At 44.5% G+C, this 21385-nt stretch carries 19 protein-coding genes; 3 read left to right on the top strand and 16 right to left on the bottom strand.

Annotated elements, in window-relative coordinates:
- Positions 1–17: 17 nt before the first annotated feature.
- Complete coding sequence (locus O3629_RS03920) at positions 18–905, bottom strand: sensor histidine kinase KdpD (RefSeq protein ID WP_070595484.1); 888 nt, start codon at positions 903–905, stop codon at positions 18–20.
- The gene (locus O3629_RS03915; RefSeq protein ID WP_338323754.1) at positions 905–1594 is read right to left on the bottom strand and encodes a response regulator transcription factor; all 690 of its coding nucleotides are present in this window, start codon (positions 1592–1594) and stop codon (positions 905–907) included. Before O3629_RS03915 ends, O3629_RS03920 begins: the two co-directional genes overlap by 1 nt.
- Positions 1595–1797: 203 nt before the next feature.
- On the opposite strand from O3629_RS03915, the gene O3629_RS03910 reads away from it, so the two are divergent.
- Positions 1798–2331, top strand: a complete 534-nt coding sequence (locus tag O3629_RS03910) for a hypothetical protein (RefSeq protein ID WP_155167313.1) — start codon at positions 1798–1800, stop codon at positions 2329–2331.
- Between the two features lie 114 nt (positions 2332–2445).
- On the opposite strand, the gene O3629_RS03905 is transcribed toward O3629_RS03910, so the two are convergent.
- The 14 genes from O3629_RS03905 to O3629_RS03840 all read right to left on the bottom strand — a co-directional run bounded on the left by O3629_RS03905 (position 2446) and on the right by O3629_RS03840 (position 19122).
- Positions 2446–3885, bottom strand: coding sequence for a 6-phospho-beta-glucosidase (locus O3629_RS03905; protein WP_070595490.1), 1440 nt, complete (start codon positions 3883–3885; stop codon positions 2446–2448).
- A 189-nt stretch (positions 3886–4074) separates the two neighbouring features.
- Positions 4075–4422 (bottom strand): VOC family protein, encoded by a 348-nt coding sequence (locus O3629_RS03900; RefSeq protein WP_070595492.1) that lies wholly within the window; start codon positions 4420–4422, stop codon positions 4075–4077.
- Positions 4423–4576: 154 nt separating this feature from the next.
- On the bottom strand, positions 4577–6352 hold the full coding sequence (gene spxB, locus O3629_RS03895; RefSeq protein WP_070595494.1) for a pyruvate oxidase: 1776 nt from the start codon (positions 6350–6352) through the stop codon (positions 4577–4579).
- A gap of 348 nt (positions 6353–6700) precedes the next feature.
- Positions 6701–8923 carry a heavy metal translocating P-type ATPase gene (locus tag O3629_RS03890; RefSeq protein ID WP_371608744.1) on the bottom strand — a complete coding sequence of 741 codons (2223 nt, stop codon included), beginning with the start codon at positions 8921–8923 and terminating at the stop codon, positions 6701–6703.
- A 10-nt stretch (positions 8924–8933) separates the two neighbouring features.
- Entirely contained in the window at positions 8934–9305 is a 372-nt protein-coding gene (locus tag O3629_RS03885; protein ID WP_009731652.1) for a cupredoxin domain-containing protein, read from the bottom strand.
- 18 nt (positions 9306–9323) lie between these two features.
- Positions 9324–9719: a CopY/TcrY family copper transport repressor gene (locus O3629_RS03880; RefSeq protein ID WP_371608743.1), complete on the bottom strand. Its 396-nt coding sequence runs from the start codon at positions 9717–9719 to the stop codon at positions 9324–9326.
- 421 nt (positions 9720–10140) lie between these two features.
- Complete coding sequence (locus tag O3629_RS03875; RefSeq protein WP_045759855.1) at positions 10141–10773, bottom strand: SGNH/GDSL hydrolase family protein; 633 nt, start codon at positions 10771–10773, stop codon at positions 10141–10143.
- The gene (locus tag O3629_RS03870) at positions 10774–11622 is read right to left on the bottom strand and encodes an HAD family hydrolase (RefSeq protein ID WP_155167309.1); all 849 of its coding nucleotides are present in this window, start codon (positions 11620–11622) and stop codon (positions 10774–10776) included.
- A 606-nt stretch (positions 11623–12228) separates the two neighbouring features.
- Positions 12229–12945, bottom strand: coding sequence for a DUF554 domain-containing protein (locus O3629_RS03865; RefSeq protein ID WP_155167307.1), 717 nt, complete (start codon positions 12943–12945; stop codon positions 12229–12231).
- A 22-nt stretch (positions 12946–12967) separates the two neighbouring features.
- Positions 12968–14632 (bottom strand): hypothetical protein, encoded by a 1665-nt coding sequence (locus O3629_RS03860; RefSeq protein ID WP_371608742.1) that lies wholly within the window; start codon positions 14630–14632, stop codon positions 12968–12970.
- 3 nt (positions 14633–14635) lie between these two features.
- Complete coding sequence (locus O3629_RS03855) at positions 14636–15979, bottom strand: CapA family protein (protein WP_155167305.1); 1344 nt, start codon at positions 15977–15979, stop codon at positions 14636–14638.
- 362 nt (positions 15980–16341) lie between these two features.
- Positions 16342–17277: a peptide-methionine (R)-S-oxide reductase MsrB gene (msrB, locus tag O3629_RS03850; RefSeq protein WP_155167303.1), complete on the bottom strand. Its 936-nt coding sequence runs from the start codon at positions 17275–17277 to the stop codon at positions 16342–16344.
- A 274-nt stretch (positions 17278–17551) separates the two neighbouring features.
- Positions 17552–17908 (bottom strand): helicase BlpT, encoded by a 357-nt coding sequence (locus O3629_RS03845; RefSeq protein WP_070595509.1) that lies wholly within the window; start codon positions 17906–17908, stop codon positions 17552–17554.
- Positions 17909–18186: 278 nt separating this feature from the next.
- Positions 18187–19122, bottom strand: a complete 936-nt coding sequence (locus O3629_RS03840; RefSeq protein ID WP_049474144.1) for a dihydroorotate oxidase — start codon at positions 19120–19122, stop codon at positions 18187–18189.
- A 299-nt stretch (positions 19123–19421) separates the two neighbouring features.
- On the opposite strand from O3629_RS03840, the gene gdhA reads away from it, so the two are divergent.
- Positions 19422–20768 (top strand): NADP-specific glutamate dehydrogenase, encoded by a 1347-nt coding sequence (gene gdhA / locus O3629_RS03835; RefSeq protein ID WP_003004977.1) that lies wholly within the window; start codon positions 19422–19424, stop codon positions 20766–20768.
- A 279-nt stretch (positions 20769–21047) separates the two neighbouring features.
- The gene (locus O3629_RS03830; RefSeq protein WP_003016835.1) at positions 21048–21365 is read left to right on the top strand and encodes a hypothetical protein; all 318 of its coding nucleotides are present in this window, start codon (positions 21048–21050) and stop codon (positions 21363–21365) included.
- Positions 21366–21385: the final 20 nt, after the last annotated feature.

Raw genomic sequence — 21385 nt, 5'->3', positions numbered from 1 at the left:
AAAGACTTGAGCAGTGCTCAAGCCTTTTTTCTTAGTGTAATGGTCAAGATAAACCAGTCTGCCTCCGTTGCCAGTTGCAAGTCCCCGCCTAAGATCTCTACAAAATTTTGAATGATATAGAGACCCAAGCCAGATGACTCTTCTGTATCCGAGAGATTTTCAGAGTAGAATCGACTAGCCAATTGGTCTAAGTGCTGGATCGGTTGTTGCACAATATTGCGCAGCTCGACCCGAATCGTGTCTGCATCCGACATCAAGGTCAAACGGGCCTGCTCCTTTCCATGCTTGAGGACATTGCTGAGCATATTTTGCAAGAGGCGCTCCCAAAGCTCAGGATCCGTAGCATAATGAAGATGCTCTTCTAGCTCTACCTCTAAGGTAATCCCCGCCTCAGACAAGCTATCATAATACTGGAACAACTGCTGGGTTAAGACTTGACTGAGATTAACGTTTGAAATCCGAGGCTGAATAGCTCCCTCCATCAAGCGTCTGTATTCCAAGAGAGATTCCAAACGTTTTGAGACGACTTGAAGATTGGAAGCAATTTTCTTCAGCTTCTCCTCTTCCTGCGTCCCACCCTTAATGATTTGTTGGGTATAGCCCGACGCAATGGTCAAAGGTGTCCGAATATCGTGAGCAATATTACTGATGGCCATATCCAAGGTCTTTTTCTCTTGAAAGGCAATCCGATTGGTCCGCTCGATCTGATCAAAGAGATCACTGACCTGCTTGGTCAAGGCGACCAATTCTTTTTTTGAGAGCTGAGAGGTCAGCCGTACCCCACTTCCGCTTTGAAGTTTCTTTTGAATCTGCTCCTGCAAATCCTTTAAGGCAGAAAGCAAGCGAGCATAGCCCAAACCCAAGAGAAGGACAAGGACGACAAGAATTAGAACTAAAACCCACATTACTTGTCTCCTTTCAAGCGAACACCCAAGCCCCAGACCGTTTCAATATAGTCCTCATCTGGATCAAGCTGGGCAATTTTCTTTCGGAGATTGCTTAATTGAGCATTGAGGGTATTGTCTCCAGGCAGATAAACTTCTTCCCAGACCGCCTCATACAATTCTTCTTTGGTGAAAATCTTCTTTGGATGTGACAGCAAGGTCTCAAAAATTTGAAATTCTTTTTTGCCCAAGCGAAGCGTCTGTTCTCCGGACTCCAATTCAAAGGTTTCTGGATTTAAGACCAAATTCTTAAAGGATAGCTTTTGCGACGATTGAGCTTCCTGTGCTACCGTCGGTTGATTTCTCAACTGCACCGTCACCCGAGCCGCCACTTCGTCCAGATTAAAGGGCTTGACAATATAATCATTGGCACCTGCAAGGAGATACTGGCTAATGAGGTGTTTATCTCCCAGAGCGGTCATCATGATAACCGGTGTTTGACTCTGCAAACGGATCTCCTCCAGGACCTGATCCCCATTCTTCCCTGGAAGCATGATATCCAGAAGGACCAAATCAACAGCTTCTTGCTGGAAGAGTCGCAGCCCTTCTGTACCGGAAAAAGCCTGAAGGACCTCATGGTCTTCACTTAAGAGACTGTATAAAATTTCTTGGATATCATTATTATCCTCGATTAATAAAATCCGTGCCACTTGCCTCGCTCCTTTTTTCTTTTCTTGTGAAATCAGTTCTATTCCCCTAGCCTATCAAATAAAGGGACCTTCGTCAATGAAAATCTGATAAAATTCTATTGTCCCCAGGTAGATCTGCATGTTAGGTCATCACAAGATGAACTTGACGATCCTTTCTTTCAAAGGGTATAATAGGACCAATGACACAATAGGGAGACTCATCTATGAAAAATAATGCTAAAACTAAAATCAGTCTTGTATCCATCCTTGTCATCCTGGGCGTTGCTGCAAGAATGATGCGAGTCATCCACCGCCAGCAAATCAGGGAGCAAAACAGACAAACCATCCAAACGACTAAAAAGGTTGCAGAGTTTCAGAAAACACTAGACGAGGAAGAAACGAAGAAACGCAACGAAACCTTCAACAAGATTTATAATGAATCCCTTGTTCGGACAAAATTTGAGAACTGGAAAAAAGTCGATGAACTTCATGGTTTGGGACAAAGAACTGGGCAATTTTATATCTATAACTTTGAAAAAAAAGAAGAGATTCTCTTAGAGAATACAGATCAAGCATTTGTTCTACCCATTCGATACAAGAGCGATAACATCACATTTCAGGCTATCTTTGCCCACAAGGACGGTCAGTGGCATATCCTAGAGCCAGACGGAAGTTCACAGTTGCAACTAGGAGCAGCCAACGTTTCCGCTGAATCTAAGTTTGTCATCGAGAATAATGTCTTAGATTACGACCAGTAAATCCGTAATAACTTGGCTAAACTACATACAAAAAGCTTAGGACCCCAGCTTGAAATTGGGATTCTAAGCTTTTTCGTTTATAGGAGAGAGTCGGCCAGCAAGTACCGAAAACTTTTATTCAACAGAAGCCCCATTGGTCGCAATGACTTCTTTGTACCAATAGAAGGATTTCTTACGTGAGCGCTCCAAGCTTCCCTTGCCTTCGTTGTCCCGGTCAACATAGATAAAACCGTAGCGCTTCTTCATTTCTCCTGTCCCGGCAGAGACCAGGTCAATACATCCCCAAGTTGTATAGCCCCAGAGGACAACGCCATCTTCGTTAATGGCATCCCGCATGGCCTTGATGTGAGCAGCCAGGTAGTCAATCCGGTAGTCATCCTCAATCTCCCCGTCTTCATTTGGGGTATCAACAGCGCCTAGTCCATTTTCTACAATAAACAGGGGTTTTTGATAACGATCCCAGATGGTGTTCAGCGTAATGCGGAGACCAAGAGGGTCAATCTGCCAACCCCATTCTGAACTTTCTAGGTAGGGGTTCTTCAGAGAGGCAAAGATATTGCCCGCTGTTTTCTCCCTTTCAGCTGGATCCCCTGAAGCGACTCGACTGGCATAGTAGGAGAAGGAAATAAAGTCCACTGTATGGTCTTTCAACAATTGCAGGTCCTGCTCCGTCATCTCAACCGTGATTCCCTGACGCTCCCACTCTTTCTTGGCATAGTTAGGGTATTCCCCACGCGCTTGCACATCGATGAAGAAATAGTTCTTGCGGTCTTCTTCTAGACCAGCCCAGACATCTCGTGGAGCACAGGTATGCGGATAGTTTTGCCCTGCTGCTAGCATACAGCCCACCTTATTGTTAGGATCAATCTCATGGGCTAGCTTGGTAGCAATGGCTGAAGCGACCAATTCATGGTGAGCCGCCTGGTATTTGACCTGCTCCTCATTCTCCCCTTCTTCAAAGCAGAGACCTGCTCCCATAAAAGGCGCATGAAGGATCATATTGATCTCATTAAAGGTTAGCCAGTAGTTGACCAAGCCCTTGTAGCGAGTGAAGAGGGTCCGGCAGAGTCGTTCATAACATTCCAACATCTTACGACTACGCCAACCTCCATACTCGGTAATCAAATGCATGGGACAGTCAAAGTGGGTAATGGTCACCAAGGGTTCAATGCCATACTTGTGGCACTCCTTAAAGAGGTCTTCATAGAACTGTAGACCTGCTTCATTCGGCTCTAGTTCATCTCCTTTAGGGAAGATCCGAGACCAGGCAATGGACAAACGATAGGTTTTAAAGCCCATTTCCCCAAAGAGCGCAATGTCTTCCTTGTAGCGATGGTACATATCAATGCCATCTTTAGCTGGATAAAAATAGCCTTCTTCAAAGTCGAACATCTTTTTCTGACCCGTAATAATGGCGTGACGATCAGGCCCAATCGGCACCACATCCACATTAGCCAAGCCACGGCCGTCTTCATTATAAGCTCCCTCACACTGGTTAGCAGCCGTCGCACCACCCCAAAGGAAACCATCTGGAAATTGAAGTTTGTCGGTCATCTCTCTACCTCACTTGATTTGATAGTTCTATTATACCCTTCTCTTTCCAAAAAATCCTACAAGATCCTATGAAAAACTGATACTATTCTAAGATTGTTTTTGTTCACGCGCAACACAAAAAGACCGGATAACTCCGATCTTTTTAAGTTCCACTCCAAGAACGTTTAAATTTTTTGATAATAGAATTACCTAGTTCATACGATAAAAATCAATCACTAAACCAGCTGGGCCTTTAACTAACAGGCTTTCGGTTCCCCAATCGGTTACAACTGGACCGTTTAAAACCTGTATACCAAGCTCTTTCAACCGTTTGTAGTTCTGGTCTACATCCTCAACCTCGATATGAAGAATGATTCCTGACTGAAAGTTTTCCAAAGGAACCAAATGATTTTGAGACAACATGAGACAGTGACTGCCAATCGTGAACTGAGCAAAACCGTCATCGGCATAGTCTGCCTTCTTATCCAAAATACGCTCCAAGCTAGCACAAACTTGGGTAACATCTGAAACGATAATATCTAATTGATTTAAATTCATTTCTTATCCTCCACAAAAAGACCGGATTGCTCCGATCTTTTTAAGTTCTGCTCTAAGAAAATCAAAGAATAAACAAGGCATCGAACCGCAGACAGTACTGGAATACAGCAAGGTGAAGATAACGCAGTTTACATTTGATTTTCCACGAGAGGAATTATTTGATTGCGCGTGATTGCAATCCTTCTTCTTCCAAGAAGAGGCGGAATGGTACGAGTTCTTCTGCTTCGTATTTTTCCTTGAAGGCTTTGATCGCTTCTTCTGAGTGTTGTTTTGGATCCAACTCAAGAACTTCTACTGGAAGTGGACGGTGTTGCGTGATGCGAGCATCGATGACAACTGTCTTACCTTCTTTGTTCAATTTAACAGCTTCAGCAACGACTGCGTCGATGTCTTCGATACGGTCAACTGTAAATCCAATAGCTCCTTGAGCTTCAGCGATTTTCGCATAGTCAGCATTAGGGAAGTCACAACCAAACAAATGTTTGTTTGTGTCTTCGTATTTGTCCTTGATGAAGGCATATTTACCATTTGAGAAGACAACGTTGATAACTGGAAGGTCGTATTGAACGTTTGTGATAACGTCTGGGTAGCACATGTTGAATGCACCGTCACCCATGATGTTCCATACTTGGCGATCTGGATTGTCTTTCTTAGCAGCGATACCACCAGGAAGGGCAATACCCATTGTCGCAAAGAGTGGAGATGTACGCCACATGTTCTTAGGTGTCATGTGAAGGTGACGAGTAGATGTTTGAGTAGTGTCACCGACGTCGATTGAATAGATAGCGTCTTGATCAGCATGTTTGTTGATTGCATTGTAAACTTGATACAATTGCAATTCACCCTCAGTTTTACCTTCGAGTTTGTTCATGTAATCACGCCAGTTTTGGTTATTCTTAACGTTTGCACGCCACCATGGAGTAGATTCAACTGGATTCACTTTATCAAGGATTGCTTTGGCTGCTTGACCTGCATCACCAAGAATTGAAGCGTCTAGGGCATGACGTTTACCAAGTTTGTAAGGGTCGATATCGACTTGGATGAATTTTTCAGTGTTCTTGAAGGCTTCGTAAACTTCAGCAAATGGGAAGTTTGAACCAAGGAAAAGAACAGTGTCTGCTTCAAAGACCACTTCGTTGGCTGGTTTCCAACCAACACGGTATGCAGAACCTGTCAAACCTTCGTAGTTCCATTCGAAGGCCTCGAAGTTTTTACCAGTTGTAATGATTGGTGCTTTAATTTTACGAGACAATTCAGTGATCACATCACCCGCACCAACTCCACCGAAACCAGCGTAGATCACTGGGCGTTCAGCATTGTTCAAGATTTCAACAGCTTTATCGATTTCCACTTCGTTCAAGGCAGGAGCGATAAAGTGACGTTCATAAGAACCTGATCCGTAGTAAGAGTTTTCGTCGATTTCTTGGAAACCAAAGTTTACTGGAATTTCAACAACGGCTGGACCTTTTTTAGAAACGGCAGCACGGCAAGCTTCATCGATTACTTTTGGCAATTGTTCTGCGTAAGCTACACGTTTGTTGTAAACAGCGATACCGTTGTACATTGGGTTTTGGTTCAATTCTTGGAAGGCATCCATGTTCAGCTCGTTGTTTGGACGTGATCCAAGAATGGCAAGGAATGGAGTGTTATCCATAGCTGCATCGTAAACACCGTTGATCAAGTGAGTCGCACCAGGTCCACCTGAACCAACTGCAACCCCGATAGAGCCACCAAATTTAGCTTGCATAACCGCTGCAAGAGCACCAGTTTCTTCGTGACGAACTTGCAAGAAACGGATATCTTTGTCTTCAGCCAAAGCGTCCATAAGTGAGCTAAGTGTTCCAGATGGGATACCGTAGATCGTATCTACGCCCCATGTTTTCAATACATTAAGCATTGCTGCAGATGCAGTAATTTTCCCTTGAGTCATTCTAACTCTCCTTTAATTCTATTTTGATCCCTTAAAATGCAGCATAGCGCTTCTACTTCATCTTTGCGATCATCTCGCCTTGAAAATGAGTTTTTTCTGACTTTTCTCATGAAAACGATTTACAAAACGATTACAGTATTAATTTATCACAAAGAGATTCACATGTATAAGGATCTGCTCAGAGATGCTCAATCCCTATTCCATAACAGATGCTCTTTTTGAGAAATTTTCACAAACTATCCTACAATAGGGTATTTTACTATAATTTGATACCTCCTCTTTTCCCTCGTCGCTCTAGGTAAAAGAGAAAAAGAGTGATACAGAATTCTGTACCACTTCTTATTTTCGTTAATCTATTTTCGCAACATTGAGAAGCAGCGAGCTAGTCAAAACAGACAAAGAACTAAGGGCCATAGCAAGACCTGCTAGTTCTGGATTGAGGGTCAATCCCAGTCCTACAAAGACTCCAGCAGCAATTGGAATCCCAAGGATATTGTAGATAGAGGCCCAGAAGAGATTGAGTAAGATCCTGCGGAAGGTCTTTTGACTCATGTCAAAGGCGCGCACAACGCCAAGCAAATCATTTTGCGTGAGCACGATGCCACCGGACTCGATCGCAATATCCGTTCCAGATCCCATGGCAATTCCGACATCTGCAATCGAAAGAGCCGGAGCATCATTGATCCCATCTCCAACAAAGGCGACCTTGCTAGCTTCTTGCAGTTTTTGGATGGCGCTAGCTTTTTCTTGAGGAAGGACATCAGCAATGACGGTGTCAATTCCCACTTGCTTAGCAATAGCTTGGGCCACCCGTTCATTATCCCCCGTTAACATGACCGTTTTCAAGCCCCGTTCTTTGAGCTTTTTGATCGCTTCTTTTGAGCTGGCCTTTGGAGCATCTTGAATGGCAATCAAGCCAATCACTTGCCCATCCACAGACAAACTGATCACTGTTTTGGCCTGCTCTTGCAACTCTACCATCCGTTTTTCAAGCTCAGGATCCATCGCTGTCCCGTCATGAAGTTTGCCATTTCCCAAGGTCACCAACTGCTGGTCGATCTGACCTTGGACCCCTTTTCCTTCAATCGCTTGGAAGTTTTCCACAGGGGATAACACCAAACCTTTTTCTTCTGCTTGGGATAACACCGCTTGGGCTAGTGGATGTTCTGAAAAAGTTTCAAGACTAGCAGCCAGTGTCAAGACACGCGCTTCATCTCCTACAACATCGGTTACAAGTGGTTGGCCAATGGTAATAGTCCCTGTCTTATCAAACACAACGGTTTGAATCTTTTGCACTTCTTGAAGAACTGTTCCATTTTTAATCAGAACCCCCATCTTGGCACTACGGCCGGTTCCGACCATGAGGGCTGTTGGGGTTGCTAAACCAAGGGCACAAGGACAGGCAATAATGAGGACAGAGACTGCATAGAGCATGGCCTCTTGAAGCGACGCGCCCAGAAGCACGGACCAAACCCAGAAAGTCGCAATGGCCAAAATCGTCACCACTGGAACAAAGATACCTGAAATCTTATCCGTCAAATCTTGAATGGGAGCACGACTGGATTGGGCCATTTTGACAAAGTCCACAATTTGAGATAAGAGGGTCTCACTACCGACTTTTTCAGCCTTAAAGAGAATGGTCCCATTGCTGTTGATAGTGGAGCCGATAACTGCATCACCAACTGATTTTTCCACAGGCAAGCTTTCACCTGTCACCATCGACTCATCAATGGTCGTACTTCCTTCTACAATCGTCCCATCAACCGCAATCTTTTCCCCAGGACGGACCCGAATCAAGTCATCAATTTGGATATCTTCTGCCGCCACCTCGACATAGTTCCCATCACGGAGAACTTGAGCCGTTTTTGCCTGCAAATCCAACAACTTTTCCACAGCCTCGGAGGCATTGTTACGCATCCGTTCCTCAAAGACTTGTCCTAAGAGGATAAAGAAGATGATAAAACCCGCAGCCTCAAAGTATACTGGCTGACCAGTAAAAAGGGCAAATACACTATAGACATAGGCTACCAGGGTTCCAAGAGCTACCAAGGTATCCATATTGGAATGGTGCTTCTTAAATGAGGCCCAGGCACTCTTGATAAAAGGAACTCCTGCTACCAACATGATCGGTGTTGTCGCTAGAAAAGTCCCCCAGCGACTGACTGAATGGGATACAAATCCTGCCATCATCCCGATCATCAAGATCAATAAAGGAAGAGTAAAGATACTAGTAATCCAAAAGCGACCCAGTAAACCTAAGACACGACGGCGTTTTTCCACAACCGTGTAGGAACCCTTTTGCATCTTCATTCCACATGAAAACTCGAAGTCCCCTGTTTCTGTCGGGGTAAAGGATATCACCTTATCCACACCGACTTCCAAAGGCTCTAAAATCCCCTGATCTTCAAACAAAATTTCCTTGTAACAGCCGGAAGGATTGACCCGATGGAAGGTGATTTCAGCAGGGATCCCTTTTTGAAGTTGAAATTCTTTGGGACTATAGCCCTTTTCTGCTGTAATACGGATCTTTTGCACTCCGTTTTCCACAACTGCTTTTTGTTTTTCTACCATACCTACTCCTTTATTCCACAATCATATGACCATGCATCATGTTCATTCCACATGAATACCCATATTCGCCCGCTTTTTCTGGCGTAATTTCAATGACATGTTTTTCACCTAAAGGCAAATCTTCATGAACGCCAAAATCTGGAAAGATCACTTGAGCCAGACATGAAGATGGATCCTTGCGATTAAAGATGATCCGGGCTGGAACATTTTTTTTCAGGACAATGGTTTCAGGCGAATAGCCCCCCATGACTTCGACTTCAATTTCTTGATAACCTGATTTCTGACGAGCGTGGCCGCTTACCTTTTCATGCTCTGCAAAGAACCACCAAGCAATAAAAGCAACCAAAAGTAAACAAACAATACTAATTAACAATCCAAACATGGAATTTCCTTCTTTCTATTACATACAATTGCAGCGGACTGTTGCGACAGCCTCTGCTTTCTTTTCTTCCAGGACCTGCTGCAGCTGATTAAGATCTGCTAGCGTAAAGTCACTCGCCTGAATCAAGTTTTCAAGCACCTGGACAATCCTTTTTGAGCAAACCTTGTCTTTCACATCCTCAACCACCAAGTCTATACTTTGGTCCTGCGTCAACAGAGCCGAGTAGACAAAGGCTTTGCCAGATTTTTCTCTAGTCAAGCACCCCTTTTCAACCAAGCGCGTCAAGAGGGTTTTGATCGTCGACTTGGACCAGTCAAAGCGCTCGGACAAGACGGCGATCAAATCCGTGCTGGTCTGCTTGCCTTCCATCCAGATAATCTTCATGATGCGCCATTCCGCATTGGAAATTTGCATGGCTTCTCCTTTCTAAATCTACATTTGTAAATCTTATGATGCTATTCTACTCCTAAGATTTACATTTGTCAACCAAAAAGACAAAAAATTTTCCTCTTGGAAATAGAGGAAGGGTGACAATCTGTTTTTACAAAAAATCATCTAAGGAAATCTAAAAAGAAATAGAATTGATTTCAATTATAAGAACCATTCAAATATTTCCTGAAACTATCCGCCGTGAGAAAAGTGCTAGAAACACTATTGTTTCTAGCACTCGGGAGTTTTGGAACCTTAGGTCCAAAACTAAGTCATGGAACTTCAAAGAAGTTCGCTGACGTCCGTACTCACCTAAGGAAAGTTTTTAAGAAGACTTTATCTTCGATCTGAAATTTTTCTTTGAAGATTTGTCTGATTGGGCTTTTTTCGCTCCCTATTTTTGTCTCTATAATATCTCCTGCAGAGCTTGGGCTAGGATGCGGTAACCAGCCACACTTAAATGGAGGCCATCTGTCGTATAGGCTTCTGCCAACTGCCCCTTTTCATCCAATAAAGACGAATACACATCGACATAGCTGACCTGGTGGTAGGCCTGAGCCAATTCGCGATAGGCCTGGTTGAGGGACTGAATTTTTTCATTGGTCCGCACATAGACCTTTTGTTTGTAGCGCTCTTCTTGACTCACCGGTAAAACCGAGATCAGGTTGATGTGGGTCAGCGGAAAATCTCGCATAATTGCTTGTAAGACCGCTTCTACATTGTCTAGGGTTTCCTTTTGAGGAATTTCTTTTCCGATATCATTGGTCCCGATCAAGAGAAAGATCTGATCCACCGCCGTTCCAAAGACATGGGCGTCTAGATGCTCACGAAGGAGATCCGTCTTATAGCCTCGCACTCCTCGATTGACCATGTGCTTGGGACTTTGTAATAGTTCATGAATGGGAAAATACTCTACGATGGAGTCTCCGATAAAGATCAAACCAGGCTCCTTCAGAGGGGCTTGATTGAGTTCCCGATAGGTTGTTATGATTTTCTCCTGCTCCTTTAAGAGCCAGTCTTCTAACAGTTGTACCGCCATCTACTTCTTTCCTTTCACTTGTTCCCAGGGGGTCAATCCTAGATACTCTTCGATCACCTGGTAGACACCACCTTCCTGATGGCTCGGTGCTAGGTGTTTGGCGACAGCTTTGACAGCTCCTTCTGCATTGGCCACAGCATAGGAGTGACCTGCCATTTCAAGCATTTCGATGTCGTTTCCACTATCCCCAAAGGCCATGACCTGGCTGGCGTTAAGCTGCCACATCTCCATTAATTGAGCCAGTCCCCAGGCCTTGTGAATGCCTGCTTGTAAGAGATCCATGCTCCCAAAACCACTTGAAACCGCCATCAGCTGATCTCCAAAAGCCTGCTGGACTTCCCGACGCACTTGATCAAGACGATCCAAGCCAACCACCAAGCTCATTTTAAGCACTTGATCAAATAGATCCGCTGTCAATTCCGGAACAAACTTCATTCGCTTGTACAAGGCTTCAATCACTTCCGGCTGCATGAATTTTTCAACTTCTGTAAAGACCGTGCCTTCCTTGACAAAGCCACCATTGACAGCTGATACAACCAATTGATCTGAAATTTCCCGGCCCTTAAAATAAGCAAGAACCGCCTCCACCAATTCCCGATCCCAGAATTTTCCTAGAACCATCTGGTCATTCTCAAAAATCCGAGCTCCGTTGGCGACGACCAGGGTCACCCGCTTGACCAAGGGACCCAAGAGCTGGCGCATGCGATGGATTTCATTTCCCGTCGCAATGACAAAGCGAATCCCTTTTTGATCCAAGTGGTCCAACAGCCTTTCCAGACGCGGAAGGTCCACCTCTCCTCGTTCATCTAATAAGGTTCCATCCATATCTGTTGCAATTAGTTTGATCATAACCATTCACCCTTCATCTTAGAAATGAATCCTATCTTTATTCATTTCTACTATTTTATCACATTTAACGGCAACCCCCTCCTTTTTCGGAGCACCTTCATTTTTCTAACAAGACTACAAAGGCAAGCAAAAGAGTTAACCTATTCTTACCGGTTAGCTTTAGAATGAGACAAACTATTTAAAAGTAAAATAAGTTAAGCGATACTGCAAAAAATAAGAATGCCTTCCAATTTTAAAATCGATTTAAGAAAATACCAAAACTTTCCGCCGTGAGAAAAGTGCTAGAAACACGATTGTTTCTAGCACTCGGAAGTTTTGGGAGTAAAACAGTTTAGGAAACTGTTTTAGCCTGAGCCCCAAAAACGAAAAGCGAAGGGGGCCAAAACAAATTGAACACGGGCTGCGGATTGTGTCAAAAAGATAAGTTCTCCTAGAATCTAAAGATTCTTCGTTAAACTTCCTATTTTGACTTTATCCGCAGACGCCCTTTGTATCTTGATTTAGTCATGGAACTTCTTCGAAGTTCGCTGACGTCCGTACTCACCTAAGGAAAGTTTTTAATATGACTTTGTCTTAAATCTGAAACTACTGCTTAGCTTCTATTTTTCACCCAACAAAAGCCCAAATAATGGCAATCAGCACTGCAGGCAGGAGATTAGCGACCTTGATTCGTTTGCCCCAGATGAGGTTGATCCCAACACAGAGAATGAGGCTGGAGCCGACCAGTGACAGATTCGACAGCGCTTGTGGGGTCATGATCGGTGCGATCAAATGGGCCAACAGCGTAATCGCCCCCTGAAAGATCACGAGTGGGACCACCGCAAAGATGGCACCCTTTCCTTTTGAAACGGTCAAAACCAAAACGATGACCATATCCAGAATAGCCTTAGCCAACAAGGTCGAAGTGTCCCCTGTCAAGCCATCCTGGACAGCTCCGACTACCGCCATAGCCCCGATACAAATGGTCAAGGCCGTGGTCATAAAGGCATCAACAAAGCTGGAATCGCCTTGGTTGCCTGTCTTTTCCTTCAGCCAGGTTCCCAGGCGCTCAAACCCCTCCTCAATCTTCAAGAGTTCCCCGATTACGGTCCCGATTACTAGACTCAGAATCAACATCATACTGCCGTGACTTTCCACATGACTTCCATGCACCACCAGCATCTTTTCCAAGGTCCCCGCGATGCCCAAGACAAAGACAGCAACTCCTGTCACTTTCAGAAGAGTCTCATGAAAATCTTCTGACAAACGTTGGCCGATGAGCAGTCCTAAAAGCCCACCAAATACAACTCCTAAGGCATTATAGAAGGTTCCTAAACCGATCATTTACAAATTCCTTCGTTCATTTTCATTCTTTTTCAATTTCTTTCAAAGACCAGTGTCCCGTCTCTTCATACTGGTCAATCAAGTCCTTGGCTGTTTGCGTAATCTCCTCTGGATAATGCAGGCTTTCTAGAGTATTGACCGCATTCTTGGTTACTGCTGATCCTGGCTTGATCTGGTAGTCAAAGACAATCTTGCCATCCACATAGCGACTGTCAAAATGGTAATTATCATTGACCTTACCAGAAGCTGCGACCAGCTCAATATCGTGACTGGAAATCATGTAGAGGCAGTTTTGGGCAGCCAACCAGCGGACAATCCCAAGACCTGATCCGATCCGCTCGATGGTATTGGTCCCCTTAAAGAGCTCGTCAATAAAGAAGTAGTGAAAGCCAGACTTCTTCAGATGCTGAATCATACGTAAAATAGCTTTACTTTCAGTGATGAAGTAACTATCTCCAACTTCAATGTCATCGCTCACATCCATAGCCGTTAGCACATGACCATAGGGAAGGGCTAATTTTTCTCCATAGGCAAAGCCTAATCCTTGAGCCAGAATGGCATTGATGGCGACAGTCTTCAAATAGGTCGATTTCCCGGAGGCATTGTCCCCACTGATGACCATATTTTTCTGAAAATGCACATCATTCGCAATCGGATTGGACAGCAAAGGATGATAGAGCGTCTCGCCCTCAATGCCACCCGTCTCTGTAAAGACTGGCTGGCAGACCACTTCTAGATCCCGCTTATGGCGCAAGAGACTAATGGCGACTTCCATCTCTCCAAGGAGATCCAGAAGCTTCTGGGCCTCTTTTTGATGAGCTTTCACCTGATTGTAAATATAGACCTGAGCGATCTGCGGGAGTAAAAAGAGGACGTTGAGGTAGAGGAGAACAATTTCCATCTCAGAGGTCCCCGTTGGACTCTGCAAGACACTGGCAAGGATCCGCGTTTTCTTAAAGGGTTTGACCGCTTGCTTTAGTTCTTCTTGTTGTGGCAAGGCTAGATGGCTCAAGCGTTCTGCCGAAGCAAAGATGCGGACCAGATAGCTAACATTGTCCAGACGGATTTTATTGGACCAATTGCGCAAACTCGAAAAGACAATATTAAAGACCACACTGATCACCAAGAGGGTAATGGCCCCGACTGGCTCAAAGGGGATGGCAAAGAGACAGACAATAGGAAGACAGGCCAAGACTAGATAGATGGGCAAACCTGCATAATGCTTGCCGGGATTTGCGACAATGCTTCGCGCCATGTTGTGGTTCTTCTTGCCCAGTTGGTTGAAAATGACCTGGACCTTGAGGCGCAAATCCGGATGCTCTTCAAAGAAGGCTTCTAAGTCATGAAGCTGGTCCTGAGGTTGGAATTCCAGCAGGCGCATTTTTTGATAGAGAGCCTCTGCTCCAAGGCTCGATTGGGTATAGTTGAGCTGATCAAAGACCGCATCCAAAGCCAAATCATGCCAGGTCTGATCATCCACTTGGCTGTCGATCGTCTGTCCCTTAGCCGGATAAGCCAGACTGTCTATCAAACTTTCTTCTGTATCTTTCTTGCGAAAGAAAGGAGCTCCATCCCAAGCCTTCTTCAGCTTTTGCTTGAGGCGGATGGCCGAAAGAAATTTGGTTGCCCAAATCACCACGATCAATCCTAGGATCCCAAGCGGGATCCAGTTCACATTTCCTTCCATGCTCTATTCCTTTCCACTCTGAGGCCAGTCCAAGTGAACATGTTCCTTCATTTCTCGGTAAGCCGTGTCCACTCTCTCCTTGGTCTCCTCATCCAGCTTGTCGCGGTATTTGCCACCCTGGATAAAATCTTCCAAAATATAGGTCTGGTACTTGTACAACTCATAACCTTCAGGAGAATAGGTGCCCTTCAGAGTCCGACTGACCCAGGTTGGATGAGCAGTAGCTGTCTTGATCTTTGTCTTGCGGCCAACCTTTTCAATGGTCACATCCATCAAGACCCCTCGCTCTGTCCATTGAGCAGTCTCCACATCTCCCATGGTTTCCAGACGCTGATTGGACAGGAAATTCCCCATTGAGTAGATGATAAGCTTGTTTTGACCATCTTTATTGACCACTTCAGCAGGCTCTACAACATGGGGATGCCCGCCAAAGACAATATCAGCCCCCCAAGAAACCATCTTGTGGTAGAGCTCTTTTTGCTCTTCTGTCGGCTCCAACTGGTACTCGATTCCCATCTGGGGCATGACAATGGTGATATCGGCCTCTTGCTCTGCCTTTTGGATCTCCGCCTTCATCCGCTCTTCATCCAAATCAGACAAGACATCTGCTTGCTCCTCTGGAGTGAGGGTCGTTTCCATCCCATTAAAGCCGTAAGCATAGGCTAGAATAGCAATCTTGATGCCATTCACTTCCTTGATCACCAAGGGAGCTTGTCCTCTCTTTTCATGCGTGTAGACACCGACAGGTGTGATGCCTGCATCTTCAAAGGCCTTGGCTGTCGAATAGACCCCTTCTAGACCGGAATCCAAGATATGGTTGTGTCCCAAATCCATGACATCATAACCAGCATCCTTGATGGCTGGTACGACTTCGCTCGGCGCATTAAAGAGAGGATAACCTGACAAATAATAATTCGGGTTAATGGTTCCCTCAAAATCGCCCAAGGCCAGATCCGCTTTTTGTAGCCAGGGTTTGACATACTCATAATTTTCATGAAAATCATAGGTCCCATCTTCTTTTTGTGCACTCATATAGACCAGATCATGATAGAGCTGATCTCCATTGGCCATGATCCGAGCTGTATGAGGAATCTGATCAGCCGGTGTCTTGGCCTTGTACACAACCTCTGGCCGTTCGGTTGCGGTGATCGGAAAGCCTTGGAACTTTTGCACCCACAAGATAGCATTGGCCACGATAAAAACGACTGACAAGAGCACATAGACAAACTGTTCATTGGTCAGCTGAATCTTTGAAAAGAGACGATCAAAAGCCCAATCAAAGGCCGCCGATAGCTCTTTCCCCATCGTTTTGATGGTCCCTTTCACACTCTCCAACTTCTCTAACATTCCTACCTCTTCTTCCTACCTAGTTTCTCCAATGATCCGCCAACAAATTGAGCTGTCATTGAAATACTTTCTCTTCATTGTATCACAAATTTCCAGAGGAGAATAAAAGTTCTGCAAAACAGAACTTCTAAATGATTTGATATTAAAAGAATGGTTTCTTCAAAGCAGAAAACATCATCACGATTTTCAACTGATGCAAGCATCTACTGAAACTTTCCGCTGTGAGAAAAGTGCCTGAAACATAATTGTTTCAGGCACACGGGAGTTTTGAAACCTTAGGTTCAAAACTAAGTCATGGAACTTCTATGAAGTTCGCTGACGTCCGTACTCACCTAAGGAAAGTTTCTAAGATGCTTTTTCTATTATCTCAAAGCTTTTAACAAATAACCATATCCTTCTTGCTCCATCTCTTCTTTTGGAATAAAGCGCAGAGAGGCCGAATTGATACAATAGCGAAGACCACCCTGGTCTTTTGGTCCATCGGTGAAGACATGGCCGAGATGGGCATTGCCTGAGCGGGATCGAACTTCGATCCGCTCCATCCCGTGGCTATGATCCTGGTAATAGTGGACAACATCTTTGGCAATGGGACGGGAGAAACTTGGCCATCCACAGCCAGAAGCAAACTTATCCTTGGCAAAAAAGAGAGGTTCCCCCGTCGTAATATCCACATAGATGCCCTCTTCAAAGGTCTGATCATAGGCATTGTGGAAAGGACGCTCCGTCGCACTTTCTTGAGTGACTTGGTACTGCTCTGCTGTCAGTTTCGCCTTTAGGATTTCTTGATCTGGCTTCTGATAGGCTGCTGGATCAAGCAAGGGTTGGGCTGCATCCGTCACATCAATATGGCAATAACCTCCAGGATTCTTCTTGAGGTAGTCTTGGTGGTAGTCCTCAGCTAGGATGTAGTGGCGCAAAGGTTCTAGCTCAACCGCTATTTTGCGGCCCAGTTGCTTCTCTTCTTCCGCAAACAGGTGGGCGATCACTTCACGATCTGCCTCGTCTGTATAATAGACACCGGTCCGATATTGGCGGCCTCGATCATTTCCCTGCTTGTTAATGGACAAGGGATCGATCACCCGGAAATAGTAGAGCAGAATCGCTCGTAGGGTGATTTTATCTGGATCGTAAATGACCTGAACGGTCTCTGCGTGATCCGTTTCCTTGATCAGTTGGTAGTTGGTCGTTTCTACCTGGCCATTGGCATAGCCCACCGTCGTCTGTTCTACACCAGGGATCCGTGAAAAATATTCCTCTAAGCCCCAAAAACAGCCACCTGCTAAATAAATCTCTGCCATCTTTTTTCCTCGCTTCCTGCATTCCCTACAAGGAACGCTTCTTACTATTAGCTCCATCATAATCCAAGAGCCTCAGATTTTCAAGGATTCTGCATCAAAAATCCCTTCTACTATATGTAAAAGGGATTCAATCCTTCTTATTTTTCAAATAAGAAAAAGAGCGAGTAATAAAAATTCCAAAACGATAGGGTTAACTGATGTAGAAAATCATGAAGGACTACCATGACCAACACCTCCTCTGAATATCTGTGGACAAGCACCAGGCTAGTATCAACTACAACACCACCGTCGGTCCGTAGACCTGTAACTGAGGTTTCACAACCTCGTAATGCCAGTGATCATAAGCTCGCCAAGCTTGAAAGGCCTCTTCGTTCAATGCTAGCCCGCCCAGACCAATCAATAGACTGGCGGTCTGATAAAACTTTTCCAACTTAATCAACAGACGATTGTCTACCCGCCTAGCCTTTCGTAAACCTTTCAACATCTGATCTAGATTTTCTCGAAATCGAAGGGTATCTGAACTAGGGGTGAATCCCTTAGAAAAGGCTGTTTGAAGAAGGGTGATCGTCGTTCTTGCCTCTTGAATCACATCCCTTTCTTCCATAGAAATCACCTTCCTTTTCACCTCCATTGTACACCTTTTTCTCTCTATAAAAATGGAAAATTCCTAAAACTAGGAACAGAATGAGGTTGGGGCAAAAGTCCTAGCCTCTCAATTATTTTTGGATTGTCGAGCAAGACGCAGTGGTTGAGTGGGCTCTACTACGCTGATTTCATCAGCTTTTACAGCCCTACTCAACTGTGCGGAGGTGGGACGACGAAATTGAATTCTAACGAATTACCGATTTCTGTCCCACTCTCATAAAAAACTTCCCCAAGTTTCCACTTGAGGAAGTTCTTTTCGAAAGATTAGTCAATGTAGTGCAATTTCCCACGGAAGTCTTCCAGGCTCTGGTATCCTTTTTCTTCCATGATGGCTTTGAGCTCCGCAGTGATGCGTTCAAATGCTCCTACTCCTTCTTTATGAAGCGTCGTGCCGATTTGCACCATACTAGCCCCACAAAGGATATGTTCAAAGGCATCGCGACCGGTCAAGACACCTCCTGTCCCCACAATCTGAATTTCTGGATTCAGACGTTGGTAAAAGGCATGGACATTGGCGAGAGCCGTTGGTTTGATGTATTCTCCACCAATCCCACCAAATCCGTTCTTAGGACGAATCACCACGGATTCATCCTCGATGTAGAGGCCATTTCCGATCGAATTGACGCAATTGACAAACTTGAGCGGGTATTTGTTAAAGATCGCTGCTGCCTGATCAAAATGAACGATATCAAAATAAGGTGGCAACTTGATGCCTAGAGGTTTGGTGAAATAGGCAAAGACCTCAGACAAGATCCGATCTGTCGTATCAAAATCATAGGCGATCTGAGGTTTCCCAGGGACATTGGGACAAGATAGGTTCAACTCTGTCAAGCCTTTAAAGTCACTATCTTGCACCTTTTTCAAGATGGTATGAGTTTCTTCAGGAGACATGCCGACGAGAGATAAGAAGAAGGTCCGGTCTGGATCCGTTTCTTGCAACTCCAATAAGTAATTCAAATAATAGTCCAACCCTTGGTTAGGTAGCCCCATTGAATTGATCGAACCAAGCGGCACATCTTGGTAGCGTGGCTCTGGATTACCAGCACGGAATTCTAAGGTCGCTGTCTTGGTCACAAAGGTCCCCGCAGCTGAGTTCTTCACTTCTTCTAATTCCTCAGTGGTCATACAGGCTACACCTGCCGCATTCATCAGGCAGTTGTCAAATTCAAAACCAGCAATTTGCGTTTTTGTCGATACCATCTTGTACTCCTTTTTTGAAACACCACCAACAGAATTGTTCGGGATGCTCTCTATTTTCTTCTTTCATTATACCATCACTTGGAAGCTTCCGGACTATCAAAGCTAAAAATTCTTCCAAACATTCGGACTTTCCTAGTCGCGATAAAATTTTCAGAAAATTCAACTTTTTTCTTTACAAGCCAAAAAAAGTCTGCTATAATGATCCATGTAATAAAACATGACATTGTTTGTCAACTGTCTCAAAACCACTCCCCTAGCGGGTTTGCTGGTTTTCGTTTCATTCACAAAGGAGAATTAACATGACAACTGCTAAAGAATATATCCAAAGCACTTTCGAAACTGTAAAGGCTCGTAACGGCCATGAAGCTGAATTCCTTCAAGCTGTTGAAGAGTTCCTCAGCACTTTGGAACCTGTTTTTGAAAAACATCCTGAATACATCGAAGAAAACATCTTGGCTCGTATTACAGAACCTGAACGCGTAATTTCTTTCCGTGTTCCTTGGGTTGACCGTGAAGGAAACATCCAAGTAAACCGTGGTTACCGTGTTCAATTCAACTCTGCTGTAGGTCCTTACAAAGGCGGACTTCGTTTCCACCCAACTGTTAACCAAGGGATCTTGAAATTCCTCGGTTTCGAACAAATCTTCAAAAACGTCTTGACTGGTCTTCCTATCGGTGGTGGTAAAGGTGGATCTGACTTCGATCCAAAAGGAAAAACAGACGCTGAAGTGATGCGTTTCTGCCAAAGCTTCATGACTGAATTGCAAAAACACATCGGTCCTTCACTTGATGTCCCAGCTGGTGATATCGGAGTTGGTGGACGTGAAATCGGATACCTTTACGGTCAGTACAAACGCCTTCGCCAATTTGATGCTGGTGTCTTGACTGGTAAACCTCTTGGTTTCGGTGGTAGCTTGATCCGTCCAGAAGCAACTGGTTATGGTTTGGTTTACTACACTGAAGAAATGCTCAAAGCAAACGGCGACAGCTTTGCTGGTAAGAAAGTCGTAATCTCAGGTTCTGGTAACGTTGCTCAATACGCTCTTCAAAAAGCAACTGAACTTGGTGCAACTGTTATCTCTGTATCTGACTCAAACGGTTACGTGATCGACGAAAACGGTATTGACTTTGACCTTCTTACAGACGTCAAAGAAAAACGTCGTGCACGTTTGACTGAATACGCTGCTGAAAAACCAACTGCTACTTACTACGAAGGTTCTGTATGGACTTATGCTGGTAACTATGACATCGCTCTTCCATGTGCAACTCAAAACGAAATCGATGGCGATGCTGCAAAACGTTTGGTCGCTCAAGGTGTGAAAGTTGTCTCTGAAGGAGCAAACATGCCAAGTAACATCGATGCCATCAACGTATACAAAGAAAATGGTATCCTTTACGGACCTGCTAAAGCAGCCAATGCTGGTGGGGTTGCTGTATCTGCTCTTGAAATGAGCCAAAACAGCCAACGTCTTTCATGGACACGCGAAGAAGTGGACGGACGTTTGAAAGACATCATGACCAACATCTTCAACACTGCTAAAACAACTGCAGAAACTTACGGTCTTGGTAAAGATTACCTTGCAGGTGCCAACATTGCTGCCTTTGAAAATGTCGCAAACGCGATGATTGCACAAGGTCTTGTATAATCAATCGATATTTTTCTTTAAGACCTTCGGGTCAAAGCCTCTCAACTCCTGAATCCAGTGTGTTTCGGGAGTTTTTTTATATCTAAAAGCCTCTGTCAAGACACCCCGTCCCAAGTGAGGAAAGCCATTTTTAAGACAAGGGGCTCAACTGTCTTTAGTGGGGAGATGTGAGCCCTCTCTTTTTCTGTATCTTTTTCTAAAAAAATTTTATTTTTTTTACTTTACCCCCTTGCATTTTTAATAAATTAGTATTAAACTATAGCAAAAGGAGGTGTGCTTATGTTTCTTTTAGCTCAAGAAAAATCAGATACGATCGAATTCCTTAAGTCTGAATTGGTCCAATTACTCTCCAATATGCGACAAGAAATCGCAGCTAGCCGTCAATCACAGACCGGTGCAGCTTGCCATCATATTGAATATTGCATGGACAAGATCCAAAGGGCAAAAAGTTCCGTAGCCATTGCCCTCCCAATCGAATCCTTAAATCTTGAAATCACGACTATGTTGCGCCAGCAACTCATCGTCTTGCCACCAGAGGCTCGAAAAAATTGGGACCAGATTAAAAAGCTGGATTTCAAATACTGCCACTTAAAATAGAGAGTGGGACAGAAATCGGT

The sequence above is a fragment of the Streptococcus sp. 27098_8_12 genome (genome assembly GCF_041432115.1).
GTDB classification, from domain to species: Bacteria; Bacillota; Bacilli; order Lactobacillales; family Streptococcaceae; genus Streptococcus; species Streptococcus parasanguinis_V.
The sequence above is the reverse complement of the archived record's forward strand: the minus strand, read 5'-3'. Positions and strand labels throughout refer to the sequence as shown.

Excerpts from the sequence above, each read along its gene's own strand:
- O3629_RS03905 (WP_070595490.1), bottom strand. The coding sequence starts at position 3,885 with ATGACCGACAAACTTCAATTTCCAGATGGTTTCCTTTGGGGTGGTGCG.
- O3629_RS03920 (WP_070595484.1), bottom strand. The coding sequence starts at position 905 with ATGTGGGTTTTAGTTCTAATTCTTGTCGTCCTTGTCCTTCTCTTGGGT.
- O3629_RS03870 (WP_155167309.1), bottom strand. The coding sequence starts at position 11,622 with ATGATCAAACTAATTGCAACAGATATGGATGGAACCTTATTAGATGAA.
- O3629_RS03885 (WP_009731652.1), bottom strand. The coding sequence starts at position 9,305 with ATGTTTGGATTGTTAATTAGTATTGTTTGTTTACTTTTGGTTGCTTTT.
- O3629_RS03880 (WP_371608743.1), bottom strand. The coding sequence starts at position 9,719 with ATGCAAATTTCCAATGCGGAATGGCGCATCATGAAGATTATCTGGATG.
- O3629_RS03855 (WP_155167305.1), bottom strand. The coding sequence starts at position 15,979 with ATGTTAGAGAAGTTGGAGAGTGTGAAAGGGACCATCAAAACGATGGGG.
- O3629_RS03830 (WP_003016835.1), top strand. The coding sequence starts at position 21,048 with ATGTTTCTTTTAGCTCAAGAAAAATCAGATACGATCGAATTCCTTAAG.
- msrB (WP_155167303.1), bottom strand. The coding sequence starts at position 17,277 with ATGGCAGAGATTTATTTAGCAGGTGGCTGTTTTTGGGGCTTAGAGGAA.
- O3629_RS03860 (WP_371608742.1), bottom strand. The coding sequence starts at position 14,632 with ATGGAAGGAAATGTGAACTGGATCCCGCTTGGGATCCTAGGATTGATC.
- O3629_RS03910 (WP_155167313.1), top strand. The coding sequence starts at position 1,798 with ATGAAAAATAATGCTAAAACTAAAATCAGTCTTGTATCCATCCTTGTC.
- spxB (WP_070595494.1), bottom strand. The coding sequence starts at position 6,352 with ATGACTCAAGGGAAAATTACTGCATCTGCAGCAATGCTTAATGTATTG.
- gdhA (WP_003004977.1), top strand. The coding sequence starts at position 19,422 with ATGACAACTGCTAAAGAATATATCCAAAGCACTTTCGAAACTGTAAAG.
- O3629_RS03875 (WP_045759855.1), bottom strand. The coding sequence starts at position 10,773 with ATGGCGGTACAACTGTTAGAAGACTGGCTCTTAAAGGAGCAGGAGAAA.
- O3629_RS03845 (WP_070595509.1), bottom strand. The coding sequence starts at position 17,908 with ATGGAGGTGAAAAGGAAGGTGATTTCTATGGAAGAAAGGGATGTGATT.
- O3629_RS03900 (WP_070595492.1), bottom strand. The coding sequence starts at position 4,422 with ATGAATTTAAATCAATTAGATATTATCGTTTCAGATGTTACCCAAGTT.
- O3629_RS03890 (WP_371608744.1), bottom strand. The coding sequence starts at position 8,923 with ATGGTAGAAAAACAAAAAGCAGTTGTGGAAAACGGAGTGCAAAAGATC.
- O3629_RS03865 (WP_155167307.1), bottom strand. The coding sequence starts at position 12,945 with ATGATCGGTTTAGGAACCTTCTATAATGCCTTAGGAGTTGTATTTGGT.
- O3629_RS03840 (WP_049474144.1), bottom strand. The coding sequence starts at position 19,122 with ATGGTATCGACAAAAACGCAAATTGCTGGTTTTGAATTTGACAACTGC.